The sequence below is a fragment of the Nocardioides hwasunensis genome (assembly GCF_014779665.1).
Taxonomy (GTDB): domain Bacteria; phylum Actinomycetota; class Actinomycetes; order Propionibacteriales; family Nocardioidaceae; genus Nocardioides; species Nocardioides hwasunensis.
Genome location: NZ_JACXYY010000001.1, coordinates 459,428 through 480,853 on the forward strand (window position 1 = coordinate 459,428; position 21,426 = coordinate 480,853).

General features: G+C 73.2%; 23 protein-coding genes. 14 read left to right on the forward strand and 9 right to left on the reverse strand.

The window, feature by feature from the left end:
- Positions 1–189: 189 nt before the first annotated feature.
- Both IEZ25_RS02300 and IEZ25_RS02305 read right to left on the reverse strand, forming a co-directional pair.
- Positions 190–1,089, reverse strand: coding sequence for a DMT family transporter (locus tag IEZ25_RS02300; protein ID WP_191197758.1), 900 nt, complete (start codon positions 1,087–1,089; stop codon positions 190–192).
- Between the two features lie 17 nt (positions 1,090–1,106).
- On the reverse strand, positions 1,107–3,248 hold the full coding sequence (locus tag IEZ25_RS02305) for a Stk1 family PASTA domain-containing Ser/Thr kinase (RefSeq protein ID WP_224748269.1): 2,142 nt from the start codon (positions 3,246–3,248) through the stop codon (positions 1,107–1,109).
- A gap of 187 nt (positions 3,249–3,435) precedes the next feature.
- Between IEZ25_RS02305 and IEZ25_RS02310 the strand changes: the two genes are divergently transcribed.
- The 3 genes from IEZ25_RS02310 to IEZ25_RS02320 are packed head-to-tail and all read left to right on the forward strand — an operon-like array spanning position 3,436 to position 4,729.
- The gene (locus tag IEZ25_RS02310; protein WP_191197760.1) at positions 3,436–3,807 is read left to right on the forward strand and encodes an Rv2175c family DNA-binding protein; all 372 of its coding nucleotides are present in this window, start codon (positions 3,436–3,438) and stop codon (positions 3,805–3,807) included.
- Positions 3,807–4,298 carry a ribonuclease domain-containing protein gene (locus IEZ25_RS02315; protein ID WP_191197761.1) on the forward strand — a complete coding sequence of 164 codons (492 nt, stop codon included), beginning with the start codon at positions 3,807–3,809 and terminating at the stop codon, positions 4,296–4,298. Before IEZ25_RS02310 ends, IEZ25_RS02315 begins: the two co-directional genes overlap by 1 nt.
- Positions 4,295–4,729, forward strand: a complete 435-nt coding sequence (locus IEZ25_RS02320; RefSeq protein ID WP_191197762.1) for a barstar family protein — start codon at positions 4,295–4,297, stop codon at positions 4,727–4,729. Before IEZ25_RS02315 ends, IEZ25_RS02320 begins: the two co-directional genes overlap by 4 nt.
- Positions 4,730–4,789: 60 nt before the next feature.
- Here IEZ25_RS02320 and IEZ25_RS02325 read toward each other — a convergent pair whose 3' ends face one another.
- Positions 4,790–5,860 carry a polyprenyl synthetase family protein gene (locus IEZ25_RS02325; RefSeq protein WP_318151997.1) on the reverse strand — a complete coding sequence of 357 codons (1,071 nt, stop codon included), beginning with the start codon at positions 5,858–5,860 and terminating at the stop codon, positions 4,790–4,792.
- Between the two features lie 64 nt (positions 5,861–5,924).
- On the opposite strand from IEZ25_RS02325, the gene metF reads away from it, so the two are divergent.
- Together metF and IEZ25_RS02335 are read left to right on the forward strand one after the other, a co-directional pair.
- A complete protein-coding gene (gene metF / locus IEZ25_RS02330) occupies positions 5,925–6,830 on the forward strand; it encodes a methylenetetrahydrofolate reductase [NAD(P)H] (protein ID WP_224748270.1) in 906 nt (301 codons plus the stop codon).
- Positions 6,831–6,875: 45 nt separating this feature from the next.
- On the forward strand, positions 6,876–7,487 hold the full coding sequence (locus IEZ25_RS02335) for an SIMPL domain-containing protein (protein WP_191197764.1): 612 nt from the start codon (positions 6,876–6,878) through the stop codon (positions 7,485–7,487).
- Here the strand turns inward: IEZ25_RS02335 and IEZ25_RS02340 are convergent.
- Genes IEZ25_RS02340 through IEZ25_RS02350 form a run of 3 tightly spaced genes read right to left on the reverse strand, consistent with a single transcriptional unit; the run spans position 7,484 to position 9,903 of the window.
- On the reverse strand, positions 7,484–8,812 hold the full coding sequence (locus IEZ25_RS02340) for a phytoene desaturase family protein (protein WP_191197765.1): 1,329 nt from the start codon (positions 8,810–8,812) through the stop codon (positions 7,484–7,486). The genes IEZ25_RS02335 and IEZ25_RS02340 overlap by 4 nt on opposite strands.
- Before the next feature lie 9 nt (positions 8,813–8,821).
- Positions 8,822–9,427, reverse strand: coding sequence for a DUF4126 domain-containing protein (locus IEZ25_RS02345; RefSeq protein ID WP_191197766.1), 606 nt, complete (start codon positions 9,425–9,427; stop codon positions 8,822–8,824).
- A gap of 2 nt (positions 9,428–9,429) precedes the next feature.
- Complete coding sequence (locus IEZ25_RS02350; protein WP_191197767.1) at positions 9,430–9,903, reverse strand: YbaK/EbsC family protein; 474 nt, start codon at positions 9,901–9,903, stop codon at positions 9,430–9,432.
- Between the two features lie 86 nt (positions 9,904–9,989).
- Between IEZ25_RS02350 and IEZ25_RS02355 the strand changes: the two genes are divergently transcribed.
- The 5 genes from IEZ25_RS02355 (at position 9,990) to IEZ25_RS02375 (ending at position 13,628) form a co-directional block, all read left to right on the forward strand.
- Entirely contained in the window at positions 9,990–10,415 is a 426-nt protein-coding gene (locus tag IEZ25_RS02355) for a hypothetical protein (protein WP_191197768.1), read from the forward strand.
- 165 nt (positions 10,416–10,580) lie between these two features.
- A complete protein-coding gene (locus IEZ25_RS02360) occupies positions 10,581–11,036 on the forward strand; it encodes an SAV_6107 family HEPN domain-containing protein (RefSeq protein ID WP_224748271.1) in 456 nt (151 codons plus the stop codon).
- 22 nt (positions 11,037–11,058) lie between these two features.
- Positions 11,059–11,814: a methyltransferase domain-containing protein gene (locus IEZ25_RS02365; protein WP_191197769.1), complete on the forward strand. Its 756-nt coding sequence runs from the start codon at positions 11,059–11,061 to the stop codon at positions 11,812–11,814.
- 45 nt (positions 11,815–11,859) lie between these two features.
- Positions 11,860–13,041 carry a DNA polymerase IV gene (dinB, locus tag IEZ25_RS02370; RefSeq protein ID WP_318151998.1) on the forward strand — a complete coding sequence of 394 codons (1,182 nt, stop codon included), beginning with the start codon at positions 11,860–11,862 and terminating at the stop codon, positions 13,039–13,041.
- Positions 13,042–13,178: 137 nt separating this feature from the next.
- On the forward strand, positions 13,179–13,628 hold the full coding sequence (locus IEZ25_RS02375; protein ID WP_191197770.1) for a DUF3040 domain-containing protein: 450 nt from the start codon (positions 13,179–13,181) through the stop codon (positions 13,626–13,628).
- Positions 13,629–13,830: 202 nt separating this feature from the next.
- On the opposite strand, the gene IEZ25_RS02380 is transcribed toward IEZ25_RS02375, so the two are convergent.
- From IEZ25_RS02380 to IEZ25_RS02390, 3 genes are read right to left on the reverse strand one after another with little or no spacing between them, the layout of a single operon-like run.
- Entirely contained in the window at positions 13,831–16,203 is a 2,373-nt protein-coding gene (locus IEZ25_RS02380) for a transglutaminase family protein (protein ID WP_191197771.1), read from the reverse strand.
- Positions 16,200–17,468: a DUF58 domain-containing protein gene (locus IEZ25_RS02385; RefSeq protein WP_191197772.1), complete on the reverse strand. Its 1,269-nt coding sequence runs from the start codon at positions 17,466–17,468 to the stop codon at positions 16,200–16,202. Before IEZ25_RS02385 ends, IEZ25_RS02380 begins: the two co-directional genes overlap by 4 nt.
- The gene (locus tag IEZ25_RS02390; protein ID WP_191197773.1) at positions 17,461–18,468 is read right to left on the reverse strand and encodes an AAA family ATPase; all 1,008 of its coding nucleotides are present in this window, start codon (positions 18,466–18,468) and stop codon (positions 17,461–17,463) included. The genes IEZ25_RS02385 and IEZ25_RS02390 overlap by 8 nt, the downstream gene beginning before the upstream one ends.
- Positions 18,469–18,913: 445 nt before the next feature.
- Between IEZ25_RS02390 and mraZ the strand changes: the two genes are divergently transcribed.
- The 4 genes from mraZ (at position 18,914) to IEZ25_RS02410 (ending at position 21,343) form a co-directional block, all read left to right on the forward strand.
- The gene (gene mraZ / locus IEZ25_RS02395; RefSeq protein ID WP_090971700.1) at positions 18,914–19,342 is read left to right on the forward strand and encodes a division/cell wall cluster transcriptional repressor MraZ; all 429 of its coding nucleotides are present in this window, start codon (positions 18,914–18,916) and stop codon (positions 19,340–19,342) included.
- Between the two features lie 280 nt (positions 19,343–19,622).
- The gene (locus tag IEZ25_RS02400) at positions 19,623–19,784 is read left to right on the forward strand and encodes a hypothetical protein (RefSeq protein WP_191197774.1); all 162 of its coding nucleotides are present in this window, start codon (positions 19,623–19,625) and stop codon (positions 19,782–19,784) included.
- Between the two features lie 15 nt (positions 19,785–19,799).
- On the forward strand, positions 19,800–20,789 hold the full coding sequence (gene rsmH / locus IEZ25_RS02405; RefSeq protein WP_191197775.1) for a 16S rRNA (cytosine(1402)-N(4))-methyltransferase RsmH: 990 nt from the start codon (positions 19,800–19,802) through the stop codon (positions 20,787–20,789).
- Positions 20,786–21,343 carry a hypothetical protein gene (locus IEZ25_RS02410; protein ID WP_191197776.1) on the forward strand — a complete coding sequence of 186 codons (558 nt, stop codon included), beginning with the start codon at positions 20,786–20,788 and terminating at the stop codon, positions 21,341–21,343. Before rsmH ends, IEZ25_RS02410 begins: the two co-directional genes overlap by 4 nt.
- Positions 21,344–21,426 lie beyond the last annotated feature (83 nt).

The window sequence follows — 21,426 nt, forward strand, 5'->3', positions numbered from 1 at the left end:
GAGCCGCTGGTGCGGTCGGTGCGGGTGCTGGCGGTGCGGCGGGCGTCGGTGCCGGGGCGCCGATGGGGTGGCCGCAGTTGAGGCAGAACCGGCCCACGCCCAGCTCAGCCCCGCACGCCACACACCTGTCCACGGGCACCACGATAGGGGGACGGCCCCACCCCGCGCCGCTCCTGCGGCCGCGTCGGTTCAGACGACGATGTGGGCGACCTCGCCCTCGACCACCCGGCGTGGCGCCAGCTCGACCGTCAGCATGGCGGCGAGCACCATCGTGCCGCCGATCAGCAGCCGGGCCGTCAGGTCCTCGCCGCCCAGCCAGACGGCGAAGAACGAGGCGAACACCGGCTCCATGCTCATCAGGATCGCGCTGCGGGTCGGCGGCAGGTGCGCCTGCGCCCAGGTCTGCGCGAAGAGCCCGAGGGCCGCCACCACGACCGCCATGTAGAGCACCGACACCCAGTCGGAGGTGCGCTGGGGGAGCACGATCCCGTCGTGCGCGGTGGCCATCGTGCACACGAAGGCGATCACGATCATCTGGAGGAGCGTCATCCCGAGCGCGTCCTGGGCGGTGGACCAGGCGCCGAGACCGACGATGTGGAGCGCGTAGAGCACCGCCGACGACAAGGTGACCAGCTCGCCGTAGCCGACGCTGAGACCGTTGAGCGCGAGCACCGCGAGCCCGACGGTGGCCAGCACGACGGCCACCCACGTGATCGGCGGGATCCGGGTCCTGAGGATGGCAGCGGCCAGCAGGGGCGTGAACACGACGTACAGCCCGGTGACGAAGCCGCTCACGCTCGCCGGCGTGTGCGCGAGCCCGGCGGTCTGCAGGATCTGCGCGAAGCCGTAGAGCAGTCCGAGCACGACGGCGTGGCGGCGCACGACCGGGGACAGCCGACCCAGAGCCTTCGGGGCCACCAGCAGCAGCGCGATCGAGGCGATCCCGAACCGCACGGCCAGGAAGTCGAGGGTCGGCACCCGGTCGAGGAGGTCCTTGATGAGGAAGAACGTCGAGCCCCAGCAGGCCGCCAGGCCCAGCAGGGCTGCGGTGGCCACGAGCGTCGTACGCCGGTGCTGCTCGGGACTCACCCGCGAAGGCTAGGACCTCACACGAGGAAGAGCGTGATCGTCGAGCCCTTGGGCACGTCCTCGCCCTGCTCGGGGTCGGAGCCGGAGACGAAGCCGAGGCCGAGGTAGGTGTCGGACTGCTCGGTCTCGACGGTGAACCCGAGCCCCTCGAGCAGCTCGGTGGCCGCTGCGACACCCATCGCGCGCACCCGCGGCACCTCGACCAGCTCCGGGCCTCGCGAGACGACGAAGGTGATGGTGTCGCCGCGGTAGAGCGTGCCGGTGGCCGGGTCCTGCGAGATGACGTTGCCCTCGGGGACGGTGTCGCTGAACTCCTCGCTCGCCACCGTGACCTGGAGCTCTCGCCCCTCGAGGGCCGACTTGGCGCTGTCGAACGACCTGCCGGTCCAGTCGCGGATGGTGAGCGGCTTGCGCCCACGGCTGAGCACGAGGTCGACGGTGGCACCCGGCTTCAGCGTGGTGCCGGCCCTCGGCTTGGTCCGGACCACCTGTCCCTCGGGCACGGTCTCGCTCCAGCGGCCCAGGCTCTCGCCGAAGACGAGGTTGGTCGCGGCGAGGGCGTCCTGGGCCTGGTCCTCGGTCTGCCCCGCCAGCTCGGGCACGTCGTAGCGCTCGGGGCCGAGGGAGAGCACCAGCGTGACGGTGCCGCCGGCCAGCACCCGGCCACCGGGGCCGGGGTCGGTCGAGATGACCAGCCCCTGCTCGACGTTCTCGGAGTACGCCGGCTCGCCGGCCTCGACGTCGAGCCCGGCGGCCTCCAGCTTGGCGGTCGCCGCAGCCTCGTCGAGGGTGAGCACTCCGGGCGTGGTGGTGTAGCGCGCCCAGCCGAACCAGTAGGCGCCACCCGCGACGCCGGCCAGCAGGAGGATCGCGAGGACGAAGGAGATCGGTCCCTTGCGGGAGCGACGGCGCGGCGTCGTCGGGACCGGCGCGACCTTGCTCGGTGCCCGGCCGGCCCCGGGTCCGGGTGCCGGGGGGCGTGCGGGGACCGCGGCGGCAGGGGCGGACGTCACGGCGGACGTGAGTGGGGCACCGCCGGCGTCCGGTGGCGCCATCGTCCGCATCGGCTCGGTGACCGGAGCGTCCGCGGGGTGGACCGCGTGGCGCTCGAGCGCCGTCGTCCGGTCGGGGCTGCCGTCGGCGACCAGCCCGGAGTCGCGCGGGTCGACCTCGGTGAGCAGCGCCAGCGCGCTGGCGTCGAAGGGCTCGCGCACGGTGTCGTTGCTGTGCTCGGTGGGGTCCGGCTCGCCCCCCGGCGCGCGACGCGGCAGCAGGTCCGCGGCGAGCTCCGGGTCGGAGTCCAGTCCCTCGCGCAGGGCCTGCTCGACGCGGTGCAGGTGGTGCAGGAGGACGGTGGCGTCCGCGGGCCGTTGGTCGCGGTCACGCGAGGTGGCCCGGGCGACCAGGGCGTCGACGTAGTCGGGGATGCCGGGTTGGAGGAGCGAGGGCATCGGCACGTCGTGGTGGACGTGGCGGTAGGCCACCTGGATCGGCGACTCGCCCTCGTGGGGCTTCCTGCCGGTGAGCAGCTCGTAGAGGACCACCCCGGCGGCGTACACGTCGGCGCGCGCGTCGGCGCGGCCGTCGACGACCAGCTCGGGCGCCAGGTAGGAGACGGTGCCGATCAGCACCCCGCCGGTGGCGGTGTGCTGGGTGTCGGCGCTGACGGCCTTCGCCAGCCCGAAGTCGGCGACCTTGACCCGGCCGCCGTGCGCCTCGTCGGCGATGAGCACGTTCTCGGGCTTCACGTCGCGGTGGATGAGCCCGGCCCGGTGCGCGGCGCCGAGCGCGGAGACGACCGGCTCGAGCAGCGCGAGCGCCCGGGTCGGCGACATCGGGGACTCCTTGCGGATGACGTCGCGCAGGGTGTGGCCGGGGACGTACTCCATCACCAGGAAGACGGTGTCCTGACCCTCGGACGTGTCGTCGCCCTGGTCGTAGACGCCCACGACGTGGGGGTGGTTCAGCCGGGCGGCGGCGCGCGCCTCGCGGACGAAGCGCGCGGCGAACTCCTGGTCGTCGCCGAGGCCGGGGTGCATGACCTTGACCGCCACCGTGCGGTCGAGGCGGGTGTCGGTGGCCTCGTAGACACTGGCCATGCCCCCGCGGGCGATGCGCGCGCGGATCTCGTAGCGGCGCTCGAGGACGCGACCGATCAAGGGGTCGCCTGCAGCGCCGGGCGCGGTTGCGCGGGCGTGCTCGGGTGGCTCCACTGCTCGACCTCCAGGGCCGGACCATGGCGACACGGGGAAGGATCCGGCGCCTCCACTCTACGGAAGCCACGCCTGAGCCCACGCTCTCGCGCGAGTTCCGGCGTGGCGTCGGTCCCGTGACAGACTTCCGCCCATGAGTGAAGCACCCCTGGCCGACCGTGACCTGGCCGCACTCGTGCCGGAGTGGCTCGACTGGCAGCAGGTCGCCACGCTCCTGGGCGTGACCCCGAGCAAGGTCCGCACGATGATCCGCGAGCACGAGCTCGCCGCCGCTGTCTCCGAGCCGGGCGCGGGACCCCGCGTGCCGGCCGACTTCATCCAGGACGGGCTGGTCGTCAAGGGCCTGCCGGGACTGCTGACCCTGTTGCACGACCACCGCTTCGACGACCGCGAGTGCATCGCGTGGCTGTTCACCGACGACGACCTGCCGGGACGTCCGATCGACGCGCTCCGCGAGAACCGCGGCAGCGAGGTCAAGCGGCGCGCGCAGGTCCTGGAGTACTGATGGCCGACGCGCCGGGCCGGCAGCGCTTCCGGGTGCTGGTGCTGCTCGTCGCGGCTGCGTTCCTGGTCGTCTGGTTCTTCACCCCGGCCGATCCGCAGGACCCGGCGACCTCCGGCGAGAGCACCGACGCGACGTCGTCGGCCACGCCGACCGACGACACGACGGGCTTCCCCCCGACGGGTGCCGCGGAGACGGAGGACCCGGACAGCGGGCTGCCGATCGTGCGGGTCGACGACCTCCCCCCGGAGGTGGCGGACACGATCGAGCTGATCCTCGCCGGTGGTCCGTTCCCCGAGCCCGACCACGACGGTGGCACGTTCGGCAACCGCGAGGAACTGCTGCCCGACCGTCCCTCGGGCTACTACCGCGAGTACACCGTGCCCACCCCCGGGTCCGACGACCGCGGAGCACGACGCATCGTGGCCGGCGACGACGGTGAGCTCTACTACACCGGGGACCACTACGACTCCTTCTCCAGGATCGCGACGTGAGTGGTCTCGCTGCCGTCCTCGCCGGGCACGAGCCGCCCGGCATCCACCTGTGGCACGGCGGCTTCGACGTCGACGACGTACGCCACACGGTCGAGCACGCCGGCTGGGGCTTCGGGCACGTCGACGGCTGGACCGGCGCCGACACCAAGGCCGCGTTCCTCGTCGCGGTGGGGGAGGCGCTCGGGTTCCCCGACCACTACGGCCGCAACTTCGACGCCCTCGCCGACTGCCTGCACGACATCGGGAGCGGTTCCGACGGCGTCGTCCTGCTCTGGGACGGCTGGGGCACCCTCGCTCGCGCCGACGAGCGGGCCTTCAGCGTCGCGCTCAGCGTGCTCGGCTCACGGGTGAACGCGGACCGCGGGGTGCCGTTCTCCGTGCTCCTGCGCGGCGAGGGCCCGCCGCTGCCGGGCACCACCAGCCTGGACTGACGTCCGATACACGCCGGTCGAGCAGCGAGGCACGAGCGTGTCGAGACCCGGGCCCCGGCGTCAGACGGTGCGCTGGGTCGCGGCCGCGGCGAGCTCGGTGAGCACCTCGCGCGCGTGCTCGTCGACGTCGGCTGCCCGCAGCGACTCGACCGCGCGGTCGGCGAGGTGGCCGATGACCTCCTCGACCTGCGCGCGAGCGCCCGAGTCGTCGATGATGCCGCGCAGCTCGTCGACCTCGGCGGGCTGGAGGGGCGTGCCGAGAGCACGGTCGAGGCGCTCGGCGGCGGCCCGCGGGGCGGCGTCGAGCGCGAGCGCGACCAGCACGGTCCGCTTGCCCTCGACGAGGTCGTCGCCCGCGGGCTTGCCCGTCTCGGCGGGGTCGCCGAAGACGCCGAGCAGGTCGTCGCGCAGCTGGAAGGCCTCGCCGAGCGGCAGGCCGAACCGGGTGAGCTGCTCGTTCTGCTGGGCGGTGGCACCGGCGAGGCCTGCGCCGATGTGGATCGGCCGCTCGATGGAGTACTTGGCGGACTTGTAGCGCAGCACCGTCATCGCGGTGTCGACGTCGGCGCGACCACGCGCCTGGACCGACACGTCGAGGAACTGACCGGCGATGACCTCCGTGCGGCACAGCTCGAACAGGCCGAGCCCGGACGCGGTCTCGTCGGCGCCGAAGCCGCTGCGGCGCAGCATGTCGCCGGCCCAGCCGAGGAGCAGGTCGCCGAGCAGGATCGCGGCCGCGGCGCCGAACTGCACCGGGTCGCCCCGCCAGCCGGCGGCCCGGTGCTCGGCCTCGAAGGCGCGGTGGGTGGCCGGCCGGCCGCGGCGGGTGTCCGAGGCGTCCATGTAGTCGTCGTGGACGAGCGCGCTCGCGTGCAGCAGCTCCAGCGATGCGCAGGCCTGCGCCAGTGCCGCCGCCGTGGAGTCGGCGACGTCCGGCCGGATCGCGCGGTAGCCCCAGTGGCAGAACGCCGCGCGGAAGCGCTTGCCCCCGTGCACCGCCGTACGCGCCTCGGCGATGAGGCGACCGGCGTCGGGGCCGAGCGGGGCGAGCTCGGCCTCGCGCTCGTCGAGGAACACGTCGAGCACCTGCTGGACCTGGTCGCGGAAGGGGGCAGGGTCCCAGGTCGTCACGGCGGCGAGCCTAGCCAGTGGACGGATTGGGGAAGTCACCGCCACCGTCCGTAGGCTGTTGCGCATGACGCACAGCCGGGACGTGGGCCGGGACCTGAGCATGCGCGAGCGTCTCGCGCGTGGCGAGCGGTCCTTCTCCTTCGAGTTCTTCCCACCCAAGGACGAGGCCGGCGAGCAGCAGCTCTGGCAGGCCATCACCGAGCTCGAGCCGTTCGGCCCGACCTTCGTGTCGGTCACCTACGGCGCCGGCGGCACGACGCGCGACCGCACCGTCGCGATCACCGAGCGGATCGCTCGCGAGACCGGCCTGCTGCCCGTCGCGCACCTGACCTGCGTGGGCCACACGACCGGCGAGCTCGAGGCGGTCCTCGACGACCTCGCCGAGGCCGGCGTGCGCCACGTGATGGCGTTGCGCGGCGACCCGCCGGACGGGCCCGGCTCGCCGTGGACCCCGACCGAGGGCGGACTGACCTACGCCAACGAGCTGGTCGCACTCATCCGCGACCACCACCACGACATGCGGATCGGCGTCGCGGCCTTCCCCGAGGGCCACGTCGACGCGCCCGACCTCGAGCACGACGCCAAGGTGCTGAAGGCGAAGTACGACGCCGGCGCCGAGTTCGCCGTGACCGACATGGTGCTACGTGCGTCCGACTACGCCGGGCTGGTCGAGCGTGCCACGGCCGCCGGCGCGGACCTCCCGATCATCCCGGGCATCATGCCGATCCTCAACCTCCGTTCGATGGAGCGGATGGTCGAGTTCTCGGGCCGTGAGCTGCCCGACGAGGTGAGCGCGCGCCTGCGCCCGCTCGCCGACGACCCCGAGCGGCTGCGCGCCGAGGGCATCACGATCGCGACCGAGCTGTGCCGCGACCTCCTCGACGCCGGCGCCCCGGGACTGCACTTCTACACGCTGAACCGATCGCGGGCCACGCGCGAGATCTTCGCCAACCTGCGCATCACGGCCTGAGCCGTCGCCCCGTCCGCAGATCCGCCGCGGCACTACGGTGGGGGCATGTTCACCGTCACCGTCACCGGGATCGGCACCAGCACCGTCGCTCCCGACAGCGCCGTCGTCCGGGTGGCTGCCGTCGCACGCGGCGCGGCCGTCGCCGGAGCCTACGAGGCGATGTCCACCGCTGCGGCCACGGTCGTCGAGGTCGCCCAGCGTCACACCGACGAGCGGCGCGTCGCCTCGACCGGGATCACCGTGTGGCCGGCCCACGACCATGAGGGCCGACGCACCGGATACGAGGCACGCCACGCCTACGCCATCGGCTGCGCCGACCTCGCGAGTGCCGGCCGGTTGCTCGGCGAGCTCGCGGTCGAGGTCGGCGACGGGCTGGCCGTCGACAGCGTCGCGCTCGAGGTGACCGAGGACCACGGGGCGGGCGGCAAGGCCCGCGAGGCGGCGTTCAACGACGCCCGCGAGCGTGCGGCCCAGCTGGCGCGGATGGCCGGCGCCGCTGGGCTGGGGGCGGTGCAGACGATCGTCGAGGGCGATGCCGCCGACGGGCCTTCGCCCCTGCCCAAGCTGGCGATGATGCGCGACGCGGGCGGCGGCATCGAGGCCGGAGAGACGACGGTGACCGCATCGGTCACGGTCGTGTGGGAGCTCCTCCCCTAGAGGACCCGACGTTCGGCGCGCCCGACGGTCTCGGCGACCAGCGCTGCGCTGAGCCCCGCGAACGGCAGTCCGGAGCCGGTCGTGGCGTGGGCGCCCGCGGCGAGCACGCCGGCGATCGGCGTGCGAGGACCCAGCCGGGTGCCGGCGGACCGGGGCCCCGCCCACTGCAGGCCGTGCGGCGACCCGCCCCAGGCGTCGACGAGGTCGCGCGGGCTGCGATCGCGACGGGTGATGACGCGACGGCGCAGGTCGATGCCGCGGCGGGCGAGTGCGGTCAGCAGGTCCTCGACGAGCCGACCCCGCGCGAGCACGGTCCACGCGGCGGCCCCGTCGGGAGCGCGGCCGCCGGTCCGCACGACGATGTGGGGGTCGCCGTGGACCACGACCTCGTGGGGGAGGTCGGGGAGCTCCAGGCCCGGCCCGCCCGCCAGCCCGACGTGGCACACGACCGGCGGGAAGGCCGGGGTGGTGCGCCGGACGTACGTCGCCAGGGCGGGCAGTCGTCGCGGGTCGATCGCGACGACGACGAGGTCGGCATCGACCTCCCCGTCGTCGGTGCGGACGGCGGCGACGCGGCCGGCGCGCAGGACGAGGTCGGTGGCGGACGCACCGGTCCGCACGTCCACGTTGCGCAGCGCCAGCCGGTCGGCCATCGCCGCGCCCAGCGCGGCCAGCCCGCCGGGGACGGTCCAGGCGCCGAAGCGCTGCTCGAGGTAGACGTCGACGCCCGCGAAGACCGGCACGTCGCGGAGGTGGTGGCCGTCCATCACCAGCCGGTGTCCGGCGACCAGGCGCAGGCGCTCGTCGCGGAAGGTGCGACGCAACCGCTTCTGCAGCGACTCGCGGCTCTCGAGCAGGGAGGTCATCTCGCGCGGCGCGACGTCGGCGTCGAAGGCGCGCTCGAACCACTCCCGCCGCAGCAGCTCCCACGTCTCGCCGTACGACGCCACGTGCTCCACCCACTGGTGGCCGAGCCCGGCCCCGAGGGTCTCGAAGGCCGCGAGCTGGGCGGCCCGCGACCCGCCGGGCAGCGCGAGGGAGGTGCCGTCCTCGAAGCGGTGCTCGCGCACCAGGTCGAGCGGCTGGAGGTCGACCTCGCGCTCGAGCGGGCGCCCGGACTTGCGGAAGAGGTCGCGCACGACGGCCGGCAGCAGGGTGGTCGACGCTCCGGCGTCCCAGGCGAAGCCGTCCTGCTCGACGGTGCTCAGCGCGCCTCCGAGCCGCGGTGATCGCTCGAGCAGGGTGACGTCGTGCCCGAGCTTGGCGAGGCGGGCGGCGGCGGCCATGCCGCCGAAGCCGCCACCGACCACCACGACACGAGACACGGGGGAACCCTAGAGCGCGCCCGGTCGGGCGCCGTGGTGGAGCGGGTCCTTCTGGCGCCACCTGCGCCAGCCGCGGCGCACGAGCCGCGCCACGAGCAGCAGCACGACCAGGCCGAGGAGCAGCAGCGCGCCCGCGATCGCGGCGGCTGCCTGCGGGTGCGCGAGCGAGAACCACACGACGCCCAGCACGGCGGCATCCTCGGTCAGGCTCGCCAGCACGTTGGTGACGGGCTCGGGTGAGGAGTTGAGGGCCAGCCGGCCGCCGGCCTTGGCGAGGTGGCTCAGCAGCGCGGTGCCGCCACCGACCACGCCGAGGACCGCCTGGTCGAGGGAGGAGGCGTCACCGGCGAGCAGCACCCCGATGACCGCGCCGGCCGTGGGCCGGATGGCGGTGGAGATCGCGTCCCAGGTGGAGTCGATGTAGGGGATCTTGTCGGCGACGAACTCCATCGCGTAGAGGAAGGCCGCGGCGGCGAGCACGTCCCACCGACCGAGGGCGTCGGGGATCTCGGCGAACGACCCGACCCGGTCGGCGGTGCCCAGCACGAGCACGACGAGGTAGGCGTTGATGCCGCTGGCCCAGCCGCTGGAGAACGTCAGCGCGAGCGCGTCCATGGTCAGTCCACCTGCACCTCGATGGCACCGGTCATCGCGACCAGCTCGTCGTACGTCGAGGAGAACACCGCGGCGGGGTGCCCGGCAGCCGCCCAGACGACGTCGTGCCGGCGCAGCCACGGGTCGATCCAGGTGCGGACGGGGGCTGGGTGGTCGAGGGGGGAGACGCCGCCGATCACCTGGCCGGTGTGACGGCGGACGAACTCGGGCGCGGCACGCTTCAGCCCGGCGACCCCGATGCGCTCGGCGACGGCCTTCGTGTCCACGCGGTGGGCGCCCGAGGTGAGGATCAGCACCGGCTCGCCGTCGCTGTCGAAGAGCAGGCTGTTGGCGATGGCGCCGACCTCGCACCCCAGGGCCGCAGCGGCGAGTGCGGCAGTGTGGGCGCTGTCGGGCAGGATGACCACGTCACCCGTGCCGCCGCGCCGGGTGAGCTCATCTCGAAACGAGGTGACGGAGGGGTGCTCGGTCGACATGATGCGAGCCTAGCGACGACGACCGACCCAGGAGACTTTCGAAGATGGCGCGCGACCTGCCCCGATCCGTGGTCAACAGTGTGCGAGTGCTCGCGTTGATCGTGGCGACCTCCGCGGTGATCACCGTGCTGATCCGGCTGATGCGCGACGAGGTCATCCTCGGCTGGGCCGACGGCAACCCGGCCGCCCAGGCCAAGCTCGAGGAGGGCGGGATCGCGCTGCTGCGCAACGATCAGATCGTGCCGGGGTTCGTGGCGCTCGCGGTCGTGGCGTTCATCGGGTTCACGCTGCTCGCCATGGTGCTCGGGTCGTTCCTCGTGGGTGGGCACGGCTGGGCCCGCATGGTGCTCACCGCCACGGCCGGAGTCGGTGTGCTGGTCGGCGCGGTCTGCCTCAAGTCCCACCTGCCGGTCGTCTTCGTGGTGCTCTCCGCCCTGGTCATCGTCGAGGGCCTGGTGCTCTCCTTCTTCCTCTGGCACCGGGACACGACCGCCTTCCTGCGGCGCTCCTGAGCCTGCGCCGCCGGCGAGCGCCGCCTGCTCTTGACGGGGTGTCGGTGGGCCGTAGTACCGTTCGTGGTGTTCGAACAGATGTTCGACGCGACCCGGGTGGCGGTGACCTCGACCCCATCGTCCCCGGGTCGTCCCCGGGGTCGACGGATGTGCCGAGGAGGCGCGATGAGGCAGCACGACGACCCCGTCCAGGTGCGACGGAGCGAGCGGTTCGACCAGGCAGGCCCGCACATGCTGCCGGCGACGACGCACTCCTACCTCCAACGATCGGCGACCTCGCTGCGCGACGCGATCACCGCCCGAGACGTGCCCACCCGCTATGCCTGCGCACACGTCGCCGCGCTGTGCGCCGCGGCCGCCCTGCTCGCGGCGCGCGCCCGGCCCGCGCCGCGGGGGAGGCGGCAGAAGAACGCCTGGGTGCTCCTGGCCGAGGTCGCACCCGAGCTCTCGGAGTGGGCGAGCTTCTTCGCCGCTGGAGCCGCCAAGCGTGCCGCCGCCGAGGCGGGCTCCACCCGTGCGGTGACCGAGCGGGAGGCCGATGACCTGGTCCGCGACGCCGACCGGTTCCTCGCTGTGGTCGAGCAGGCGCTCGGCCTCGTGCCGCACGCCAGCGTGGCGTGAGCGTGCCACTAGGGTTGCCGGCATGCCGCAGCCTTCCGCCAGCGACCGTCGCCAGTCCGTCCGCACCGGCGTCGTGTGGGACGGCGTGCGCCGGCTGCTGGACGGCGACGGCACCGCGGCACCCGCAGCGGAACAGGCCCGCATCGTCGACGTCGGCGGCGGCACGGGCGGGTTCGCGGTCCCCCTGGCCGAGCTGGGTCACACCGTCCAGGTCATCGACCCCAGCCCGGACGCGCTCGCCTCGCTCGACCGGCGGGCCCGCGAGCGTGGTGTCGCCGACCGCGTCACCGGCCAGCAGGGCGACCTGTCCGACCTGCCCACCCTCGCTGCCGAGGTCGACCTCGTCCTCTGCCACGGTGTGCTCGAGATGGTCGACGACCCCGCCGCGTCCCTCGCGGCGATCGCGGGCGTGCTCCGCCCGGGCGGACACCTCAGCCTGCTCGTCGCCCAGCGGCACGCCGCGGTCGTGGCGCGGGCCATGGCCGGGCACTTCCAGGCCGCCCGTGAGCTGCTCGACGGTGACCCCGCAGCCGGGTCCGGTGCAAGCCGCGGCGGTCGCCGCTTCACCCACGACGAGCTCGGCGACCTCCTCGGTGACGCCGGGCTCCAGGCCTCGTCGGTGCAGGCGGTGCGGGTCTTCGCCGACCTCGTTCCCGGCAGCCTGCTCGACCTCGAGCCCGGCGCGACCGCGGCCCTGGTCGAGCTCGAGCGAGCCGTCGCGACCCGACCGGAATACCTGCCGCTCGCCACTCAGCTCCACGTCATCGCCGGTCGCTGACACGCCCGACGGCGGCCGGACCGACGGCCCGATCGGCAGGCGGCGGTGACCGACACCCCGATCTTGCACGTCGACATGGACGCCTTCTACGCGTCCGTGGCGCTGCGCGAGCGCCCCGACCTCCTGGACCAGCCGGTGGTGGTCGGCGGACGCGGCCGCGGCGTGGTCCTGGCCGCCAACTACGTCGCCCGTCGCTACGGCGTGCACTCGGCGTTGCCGATGAGCCGCGTGCGCCGGCTGTGCCCACGGGTGGTCGTGCTCGAGCCCGACTACGCCACGTTCATCACCGTCTCTGCCTCGGTCATGGAGACCTTCCGCGAGGTGACGCCGGTCGTGGAGGTGCTCTCGCTCGACGAGGCGTTCCTCGACGTGCGCGGGTCGACCCGGCGGCTGGGCTCGCCGGTGGAGATCGCTGAGCGGGTGCGCTCGACGATCCACGACGAGCAGGGCATCACCTGCTCGGTCGGCGTGGCCAGGACCATCTCGGTGGCCAAGGTCGCCAGTCGGCGGGCCAAGCCCGACGGCGTCATCGTGGTCCCGCCGTCCGAGGTGACGTCGTTCCTCCACCCCCTCGACGTCGGCGACCTCTACGGCGTGGGGGAGAAGACCCGCGCACTGCTGCACCGGTCAGGGCTGCGCACCGTCAAGGACGTCGCGCACACGCCGCTCGACGCCCTCCAGCGCCAGGTGGGCGTCCACCTCGGCCGCCACCTCCACGACTTGGCGTGGGGCACGGACCGCGACGAGCTGAACGCCAGCACGGGCACGCGCGAGCCCGAGCGATCGATGGGTGCCGACGAGACCTTCGGTCGAGACACCGACGACCGCGAGGTCATCGTGCGAGAGCTGCTCCGCCTCTCGGCGCGCGTGGCCGGCCGGATGCGTGCGGCCGGCGTCGTCGGTCGGACGATCACCCTCAAGGTCAGGTTCTCCGACTTCACCACCATCGCCCGCGCGCGCACCGTGCCCGAGGCCACCGACGTGACCGTCGAGATCCATCGCACGGCGACCCGCCTCTTCGACGCGCTCGGGCTGCGACACCAGCGCCTGCGCCTGGTCGGGGTGCGCGTCGAGCGGTTGGTGCCACGCTGCACGGTCCACCGCCAGCTCGCGCTGGGCGAGCCCGACCCCGGCTGGACGGAGGCGGACCGGGCGGTCGATCGCGCGACGCGTCGGTTCGGGTCGGCGGCCGTCCGACCCGCCAGCCTGGTGGTCGGGCGGCCCTGACCCACGGGCCGGTGGACGCGTCCGGCCCACCCCGGCGGGCGACCGCGGCACCTGCGGTGGGGTGAATTTTCCGGGGACGCCTACCGTAGGCGCAACAGCGTGCCTAGACTTGTGGCCGAGAGAGGTGAGGAGGAACCGTGGAGCTCTCCGAGGAAGAACTGCGAATGCTCGAGCAGATGGAGCGCGCGCTCGTCGAGGAGGACCCCAAGCTCGCCTCGACCCTGCGCGGCACGTCCTTCCAGCGTGCTGCTCGTCGGCGCCTCGTCCTCGGCGGCGTCGTCCTCGTGGCCGGCATCGGCCTCCTCGTCATCGCCGTGCTCCTCGACCTCAGCGCCCTGCTCCAGACCATCACCGGGGTCCTCGGCTTCGTGGTGATGCTCGGAGGCGCCGTGCTGGCCCTCACCTCGACGCGCAGCCCGGGCCACCAGGCCAGCCCCAAGGTGCGGGCGTCCGGCCGTTCCGGCCTCGGTGTCGTCGACGGTGGTCGGCAGCACCGCCCCAGCCGTCCGGGCCGTCAGCGCTCCGGCGGTCCGTTCATGGAGCGCATGGAGGAGCGGTGGCGTCGCCGCCGCGAGCGCGGCCTGTGACCTCGCACTGACTCCACCCCGATCGAGCCCGGCTTCGGCCGGGCTAGTCGTACGTCGTGGCCACGCACCCGTTCCCGGACGTCATGGACATCGGTCGTTGCGGCGACCAGGCGCCACGACGTCGTGGACGTACGTCATGACGCTCGGTCGCCAGTGCGACCACCGGCCATGACCTCCGCGCCTCGCCGGCGGGCCGGGGGCGTCAGCCGACGAGCTCGTCGACCGTCCGGCCGGTGTCCTGCTCGGGCGTCTCGGCCCGGCGGGACCGCGAGCGGGGACGCCACGACGTACGTCGCCCGACGACCGAGGCCGGCCACCAGGTGGCCCGACGCGCCTCGCGGGGCGTGACCGCGGCGGCCAGGGACTCCTCGACCAGGCTGAGGTCGTCGGCGAACCGGTCTGCGGTGAAGGTCTCGGGGTCGCGGGCGTAGCGGCTTCGCTCGAGCGCGACGACGAGACGGTCGAGGGCGTGCGCGGCCTCCGGTGCCTCGTCGCGGCCCCGTCGTGGCCGGTCGGGTCGCTCGCCCCCGGCGACGGGTGCGGCCAGCAGCCGTCCGAGCCACTCGCCGGCCCGGCGAGGTGAGCGACCTTCGGGCCAGGCGTGGCCGAGGTCGCGAGCGACGTCGCGCAGCTCGACCCAGAGGTCCTCGATGTCTCCGGCGAGCCGCCGTCGCCGACGTGACGTGCGGACCAGCCGCGGTGTCAGCAGCAGCAGCACCAGGAGGGCGAGACCCAGCACGCCGGACACGATCGGGACCCACGGGATCGACGAGGTGGTCTCGGACGCCGTGCTGGTGTCGGTGTCGGCGGTCTCCCCGCGCTCGGGAAGGAGCTCGGTGGAGCTGCTGGCACTCGGCGTCGGCGCCTCGGTGACCGCCTCGAACTGGGCGTCGGTGTAGCCCGGGACGTTGTCGGCGCGGGCCGCGGGTGTCGGTTCGAACCGCACCCAGCCGGAGCCGGGGAAGTAGAGCTCGGGCCAGGCGTGCAGGTCGTGGGCGGAGAACTCCCAGGACCCGTTGGTGGACTTCTCCGGCTCGAGGAAGCCGACCGCGACCCGGCTCGGGATGCCGATGACGCGCGCCATGATCGCCATCGACGCCGCGAACTGCTCGCAGTAGCCCACCCGGTCGTCGAGGAACGCCATCAGGTCTGCGCCGCCGTTGCCGGCCGACTCGACCTGGTTGACGTCGTAGCGGAAGCCGCCGTCGCGGCGGAACCACTGCTGGAGCAGCTGCGCCTTCTGGAACCGGGTCGGAGCGTCGGCGGTGACGCTCGCGGCCAGCCGACGGATCTCGTTGTTGAGCGTGCTCGGCACGTCGGTGAAGATGCCGGCGACCGAGCCGGCGCCGGAGACGGCGGTGTTCATCGACTCGGCGTCGTAGGTCAGCTGGGCGCCGGTGAAGTCGTAGGTCCGCCCGGCGGTGGTGACGTCGTCGTTGGCGCCGATGAAGTCACGGGTGCTGACGTCGTAGCGCCAGTCGGTGCCTGCCGAGATCCGGGTGACCTGCTCCGTGGTCGGCAGCCAGGTCGACCTGAAGTCGGGGCTGACCCGGACGTCGTAGGCGAACTCCTTGCGCGGCACGTCGGTGGCGACGCCGTCGAGGGTCGGCAACGCACCGGTGGCGGTCTGGGTCTCCGGGATCTCGCGGTCGCCGGGCGTCCACGACGACCCGTTGAAGCGGGACAGGACCGAGATGCGGAAGTAGCTGGGCTTGGGGCCGGCCGTGGTCACCCACAGCAACGGGATGTCCTCGCCTCGCTGGAGGTCACGACGCAGGTCGATCATCGGGTCCTTGACCTCGACCTCGCGCGTGCCGGGCCCGTTGCCGTCGAAGACGCTCATAGTCATGGTGGGCACGGCGAGCGGCACGGCGACTGCGAGGGCGATCGCCGAGGCGCCGAGGGCGAGCGCGGTGTTGCCGATCGCGCCGGTGCGCACGGAGAACGAGCCCTTCTCGCCGTCCGGCGCCCTGCCCCAGCTGGTCACGTGGTCGCTGTGCTGGAGGAAGACGAGGGCGAGGAACAGTCCGGCGATGACCACGAAGAGCCACCACGACACCGCGTTGCCGGTCACTGCCACCGGCAGGGTGTACGCCGCCAGCAGCACGAGACCGGCCACCGGAGCGCGACGCAGCGTGCAGGCCACCACGTCGACCAGCCAGACGACCAGTGCTCCGCCGATGAGCAGGAGCGGGTACACCGGAGGCACGCCGGCCTGGACGGGAGCCGCGTAGTTGCGGGAGGTCTCGAGCGCGTCGTCGAGCGCGACGAGGAAGGCATCGACGTTGCCCGGCGTCGGGACCGGAGAACCGGTCACCGTGCCGAGCACCAGCAGGCCACCGACGACCAGCTGGCCGGCCATGATCGCAGGGGCGGGCAGCCGGCTCCAGCGCGCGACGGCACCCATCGCGGCCAGGACGACCCCGATGAGGAGGAGCGGGATCCCCACCTCGGCGAAGCCGTCGGTCAGCACCCGCCACGAGAGGATGGTGGCCCAGCCGGCGAGCAGGGCGATGAACGCCACCCGCAGCTGGTGGGGGAGCGCGCTCCACGAGGTCGTGCCGGACGCCTTCATCGCGCGGATCCTGCCGCTGCGGTCGACCTGCTCTGCATGAGTCCGAGCTCCTGCCACGCGGTGTCGAGCCGGTCGCGGGGACCGAGGGTCACCGAGCGCCAGCCGGACGCGGTGAGGTGGGCGGCCGCACCTCGGCCCGGCTGCACGGGCAGGTGCGGTGCCCAGGCGTCGACGTCGAGCGAGATGGCCAGGCTCGAGGACGCATGGTGCTGCAGGCGCCGCAGGAACGGGAGGTCGACCTCCGCGAGCCCGCCGAAGACGCCGACGGTGAGCCCGCCGTGCCCGGGCTCGGCCAGCCACTGGAGGTCGGGGGCGGGAGCGTGGTCGAGCTGGACCACGGCCAGTGCCTCGAGCAGCGGCACGGTGCTCGCCTCCCCGGTCTGCGAGTGCCACTGGGTCTCGCGGCTGTCCCCGGAGGCGGTGACCAGCCGGACGGTGTAGCCGCGATGGGCCAGGTGGACCGCGATCGAGGCGGCGGCGGAGACCGCGCCCTCCAGCGAGCTGGCAGCGCCCTGGCCGCGGTGCGAGGTGCCGCGGTTGTCGAGGAAGACCGTCGCACGCGACTGCCAGGGCTGCTCCTCGCGCCGCACCATCAGCTCACCGACGCGGGCCGAGCTGCGCCAGTGCACGCGCCGGAGGTCGTCGCCGCGGCGGTACTCGCGGACGGTGACGTCCTCGGCGCTGCCGGTCGCGAAGGCGCGGGGCCGGTTGTCGCCGGACCCGGTCCAGGCGCCGCCGAGCGGGATGCTCGGCAGGGTGATGGTGCGCGGGGTGACGGTCAGGCGCGAGGTCGCGTGGAAGGTGCGCCCGAGCTCGACGAGGCCGAACGGGTCGGTGACCCGCACGGACATCGGACCGATGTCGAACTGGCCGCGCAGCTCCGAGCGCACCTGGTAGGTCGCATGGCGTCGCCAGCCGTGGCCGAGTCCCTCCAGCACGAAGCGCGGCCTGGTGCCCAGCACGTAGGGGAGTCGCTCCTCGAGCAGCAGCACGCCGGTCGGCGTGCGCGACTCGTTGGCGACGGTGAGCTCGACGGTCGCGGGCTGGCCGGCGACGACGAGCTGCGGCGAGACGGTGCGCACCAGGCCGAGCCGGTAGCGGGAGCGGCCCACCCACCACGCGGTCAGGAGCGGGAGCACGGCGACCAGCACGCCGATGCGGACCACGGAGGAGTGGCCCACGACGATCGCAGCGACCACCGTCGTGATGCCGGCAGCCAGGAACGCCCGTCCGCGGACGGTCAGGGAGGCGAGTGCCTCACGCACGGCTGCCACGGGAGTCGGGCGCAGCCGGGACCGGGACCGACTCCACGATCGCGGCCAGGATCGACCCGGTGGTGCGTCCGCTCATGGTCGCCTCGACGTTGGGCAGGAGTCGGTGCGCGAGCACCGGCTGCGCGATGCCGTGCAGGTCGTCGGGGAGGACGTAGTCGCGGCCCTGCGTGGCAGCGACCGCCTTGGCGGCACGGACCAGGTGGAGCGTCGCGCGCGGCGAGGCGCCGAGGTGGAGGTCGCTGCTCGTGCGGGTGGCCGTCGCGAGGGCGACGGCGTAGCGGTGCACGGCCGAGGAGACGTGGACACGGCCGACGATCTCGATGACCTTGCGGATCTCGCCGGCGTCGGTGACGGGCTCGAGGTCGTCGAGCGGGTTGTGCGCGGTGTGGCCCTCGAGCATCGCGATCTCCGCGGACTCGACGGGATAGCCCACCGAGACACGGGCCATGAAGCGGTCGCGCTGGGCCTCGGGGAGGGCGTAGGTGCCCTCCATCTCGATCGGGTTCTGGGTGGCGATCACCATGAAGGGCTTCTCGAGCTGGTAGGTCGCGCTGTCCACGGTGACCTGGCGCTCCTCCATCGACTCCAGCAGCGCGGACTGCGTCTTGGGCGAGGCCCGGTTGATCTCGTCGCCGACCACGATGTTGGCGAAGATGCCCCCGGGGCGGAACTCGAACTCGCGGGTGTCCTGGTTGAAGATCGAGACGCCGGTGACGTCGGACGGCAGCAGGTCCGGCGTGAACTGGATCCGGCGCACCGTCGAGTCGATGCTCCTCGCGAGCGCCTTGCTCAGCTGGGTCTTGCCGACACCGGGGACGTCCTCGATGAGGAGGTGACCCTCGGCCAGCAGGACGACGAGCGCCGCGTTGACGACGTCGGGCTTGCCGGCGATCACCCGCTCGATGTTCTGGCGAACCGCGCCGGTCACCCGGTGCACGGTGTCCAGGTCGGGCGCCCGCCCGAACGTCTCGTCGGTTGGCCCAGTGGTCACGTCTCGTCCGTCCCCTCGTCAGCCGCGATCGGCGCTCGGCACCACGGTATGTGGTCTGCGCAACATACCGGGACCCGAAGTCCGGACCGCAGGCTCGTCGCGACCGCATCCGGGCGCCGAAGGCACCGCGATCCACCACCGCGCACCCCGGGCAGCCCCGGTCCCTCCACTTTCCTCCACCACCGGCCTGCCCCGTTCCCCACCGGCGCTCCCCGGGGGACGGCGGACGGTGCGTGCTGAGCGTGGAGAGGCGCGGATCCACGCTCAGCGGGACCGGTACGCCGTCGCGCGCCACCGAGGCGGCGTACGCCCGGCGCGGCGGTGGGCGACGTGAAATTCAGGCGGGAAACACGCGGGATCTGGTTGACGGTGGAGCAATGTGGAGTACTGTGGGGCGAAGTGGGGGACAGGGTCGAACTTTCCCGCCGAGCGAGGGGGGTGCCGGATGTTCTTCGGCACCTACACGCCCAAGCTCGACGAGAAGGGACGCCTCTTCCTCCCCGCGAAGTTCAGGGACGAGCTGACGGAGGGACTCGTGGTGACCAGGGGGCAGGAGCGCTGCCTCACCGTCTGGTCGCTGGAGGACTTCGGGAGGCTCACCGACCGGCTCCGAGAGGCGCCGGTCACGCAGAAGGGCACCCGCGACTACGTCCGCATGCTGTTCGCCGCCGCCAGCCAGGAGGTGCCGGACAAGCAGGGACGGATCAACATCCCGGCACCACTGCGGGAGTACGCCTCGCTCCGCAAGGAGTGCGTGGTCATCGGGTCGATGAACCGGATCGAGATCTGGGACCCCACGGCGTGGGCGACCTACTCCGAGGAGCAGGAGCAGAAGTTCTCCGAGCTCAGTGACGAGGTCTTCCCCGGGATCTGAGCAGGGATCCACCGCAGCACCAGCACGACCGTGACAGCACAAGACGCACCACGAGAACTGACATCGGACCCGCATCACCAGGTCTCGAGCCCGCTCCCGCAGCGATGGCCATCTGGGGCACTTCCCCGGCACCAGACGGCCTTCCCCATCGCCGGGAGCGGGCAGGGACCTGGTGCGGCGGCCCACCCCGTGCCACTCCGGCGGGGCGTGTCAGTCGCACCGCCAACCTGCACCCGCAGCACACCAGCACACCAGCACACCAACCAGTGGGGTCGAGACCATGAGCACCACCCAGCCCTTGGGGCGCACCACGGCGGCACCGCCGCTGCGGGTGCGCGACCAGGCGCGCCAGGCGGTCGCCCTCATCCTCTTCTCCGCCGCCGCAGCCACGTCGCTGGCCCTGGCGCTGCTCCTGCTCACGTTCCTGGGTCACCAGGGCTGAGTCGGGCTGGACCGGATGACGACTCCCAGCCACGCCCCGGTCCTCCTCGACCGGGTCGTCGCCCTCCTGGCGCCTGCGCTCGCCGCCCCCGGGTCGGTGTACGTCGACTGCACGCTCGGCCTCGGTGGCCACAGCGAGGCGGTCCTCGAGCGGCTGCCCGAGGCCCGGGTCATCGGCATCGACCGCGATCCCGCCGCACTGCGGATGTCGACCGAGCGCCTCGCCGCCCACGGTGACCGGTTCACAGCCGTGCACGCGGTCTACGACGAGCTCCCCGAGGTCGTCGGCAGCCTCGGCCTGGACCACGTCGACGCGATCTTCTTCGATCTCGGCGTCTCCTCCATGCAGCTCGACGTCCGCGACCGCGGCTTCGCCTACTCCGAGGACGCCCCGCTCGACATGCGGATGGACCCCACCACGGGCCAGACCGCCGCGGACCTGCTCAACACCGCGACCCCGCAGGAGCTCACCCGGATCCTGCGGGAGTACGGCGAGGAGAAGTTCGCCAGCAAGATCGCCCGTGAGGTCGTACGCCGCCGCGAGACGGCGCCGTTCTCCACCAGCGCCGACCTGGTCGAGCTGCTCTACGCGACCATCCCGGCACCCGCCCGGCGCACCGGTGGCCACCCCGCCAAGCGGACCTTCCAGGCGCTGCGGATGGCGGTCAACGACGAGCTCGCCGTCCTGCGACGGGCGATCCCGGCCTCGATCGAGGCCATCGGCCTCGGCGGTCGCGTGGTCGTGGAGTCCTACCACTCCCTCGAGGACCGCCTGGTCAAGCGGGCGTTCACCGAGGCCACCCGGCTCGACGTGCCGCCGGACCTGCCCTTCGTGCCCGAGGGTGCCGAGCCGGCCCTGCGCCTGGTCACCCGCGGCGCGGAGCAGGCCGACGAGCACGAGGTCGCCGAGAACCCCCGAGCTGCATCCGTCCGGCTGCGCGCCGTCGAGCGCGTCCGCCCTGCCTCACCCAGCCAGTCCCACCAACCCCGGGAGCCACAACGATGAGCAGTCCCGCTCTGCAGACCAGGACCCGGGTCACCCGGATCGCCCAGGAGGCCGTCGACAAGGCGCGCCTCACCGTCGTGCCCCGGGTGCGCACGCGCGCCCCGCGGGTGCCGTTCGTGACCCTGGTCAGCGCGGTCCTGGTGGCCGGCATCGTCGGGCTCCTGCTCTTCAACACCTCCATGCAGCAGGCCTCGTTCTCCGCGTCCTCGCTGGAGAAGGAGGCCGACACCCTGGCTGCGCGTCAGCAGACCCTGCGCATGGAGCTCGACGAGCTGCGCGACCCCCAGCGGCTGGCACAGCAGGCGCAGCAGATGGGCATGGTCATCCCGCCGGCGCCGGTCTTCCTCGACCTCGAGACCGGCAAGACGATCGGGGTGCGCACCCCCGCGACCCCGGAGAACGCGATCCGGCTCGACCCGCCCCCGCCGCCCAAGCCGAAGATCCTGCAGCCCGACCCGACCGTCGTCCAGGTCCCGGCCACGGCGTCCACCGCGTCGACGAAGACCACCGGCCAGCAGGGCAACCAGCAGGGCAAGAAGAACCGCGACCGCTGACGGCGCGGTCGCACCGATCCACGGCGTCAGCCACCTACATTCAGCACCACCGCACGTGCCCGGGCGCAGCCCGGGACCCGACG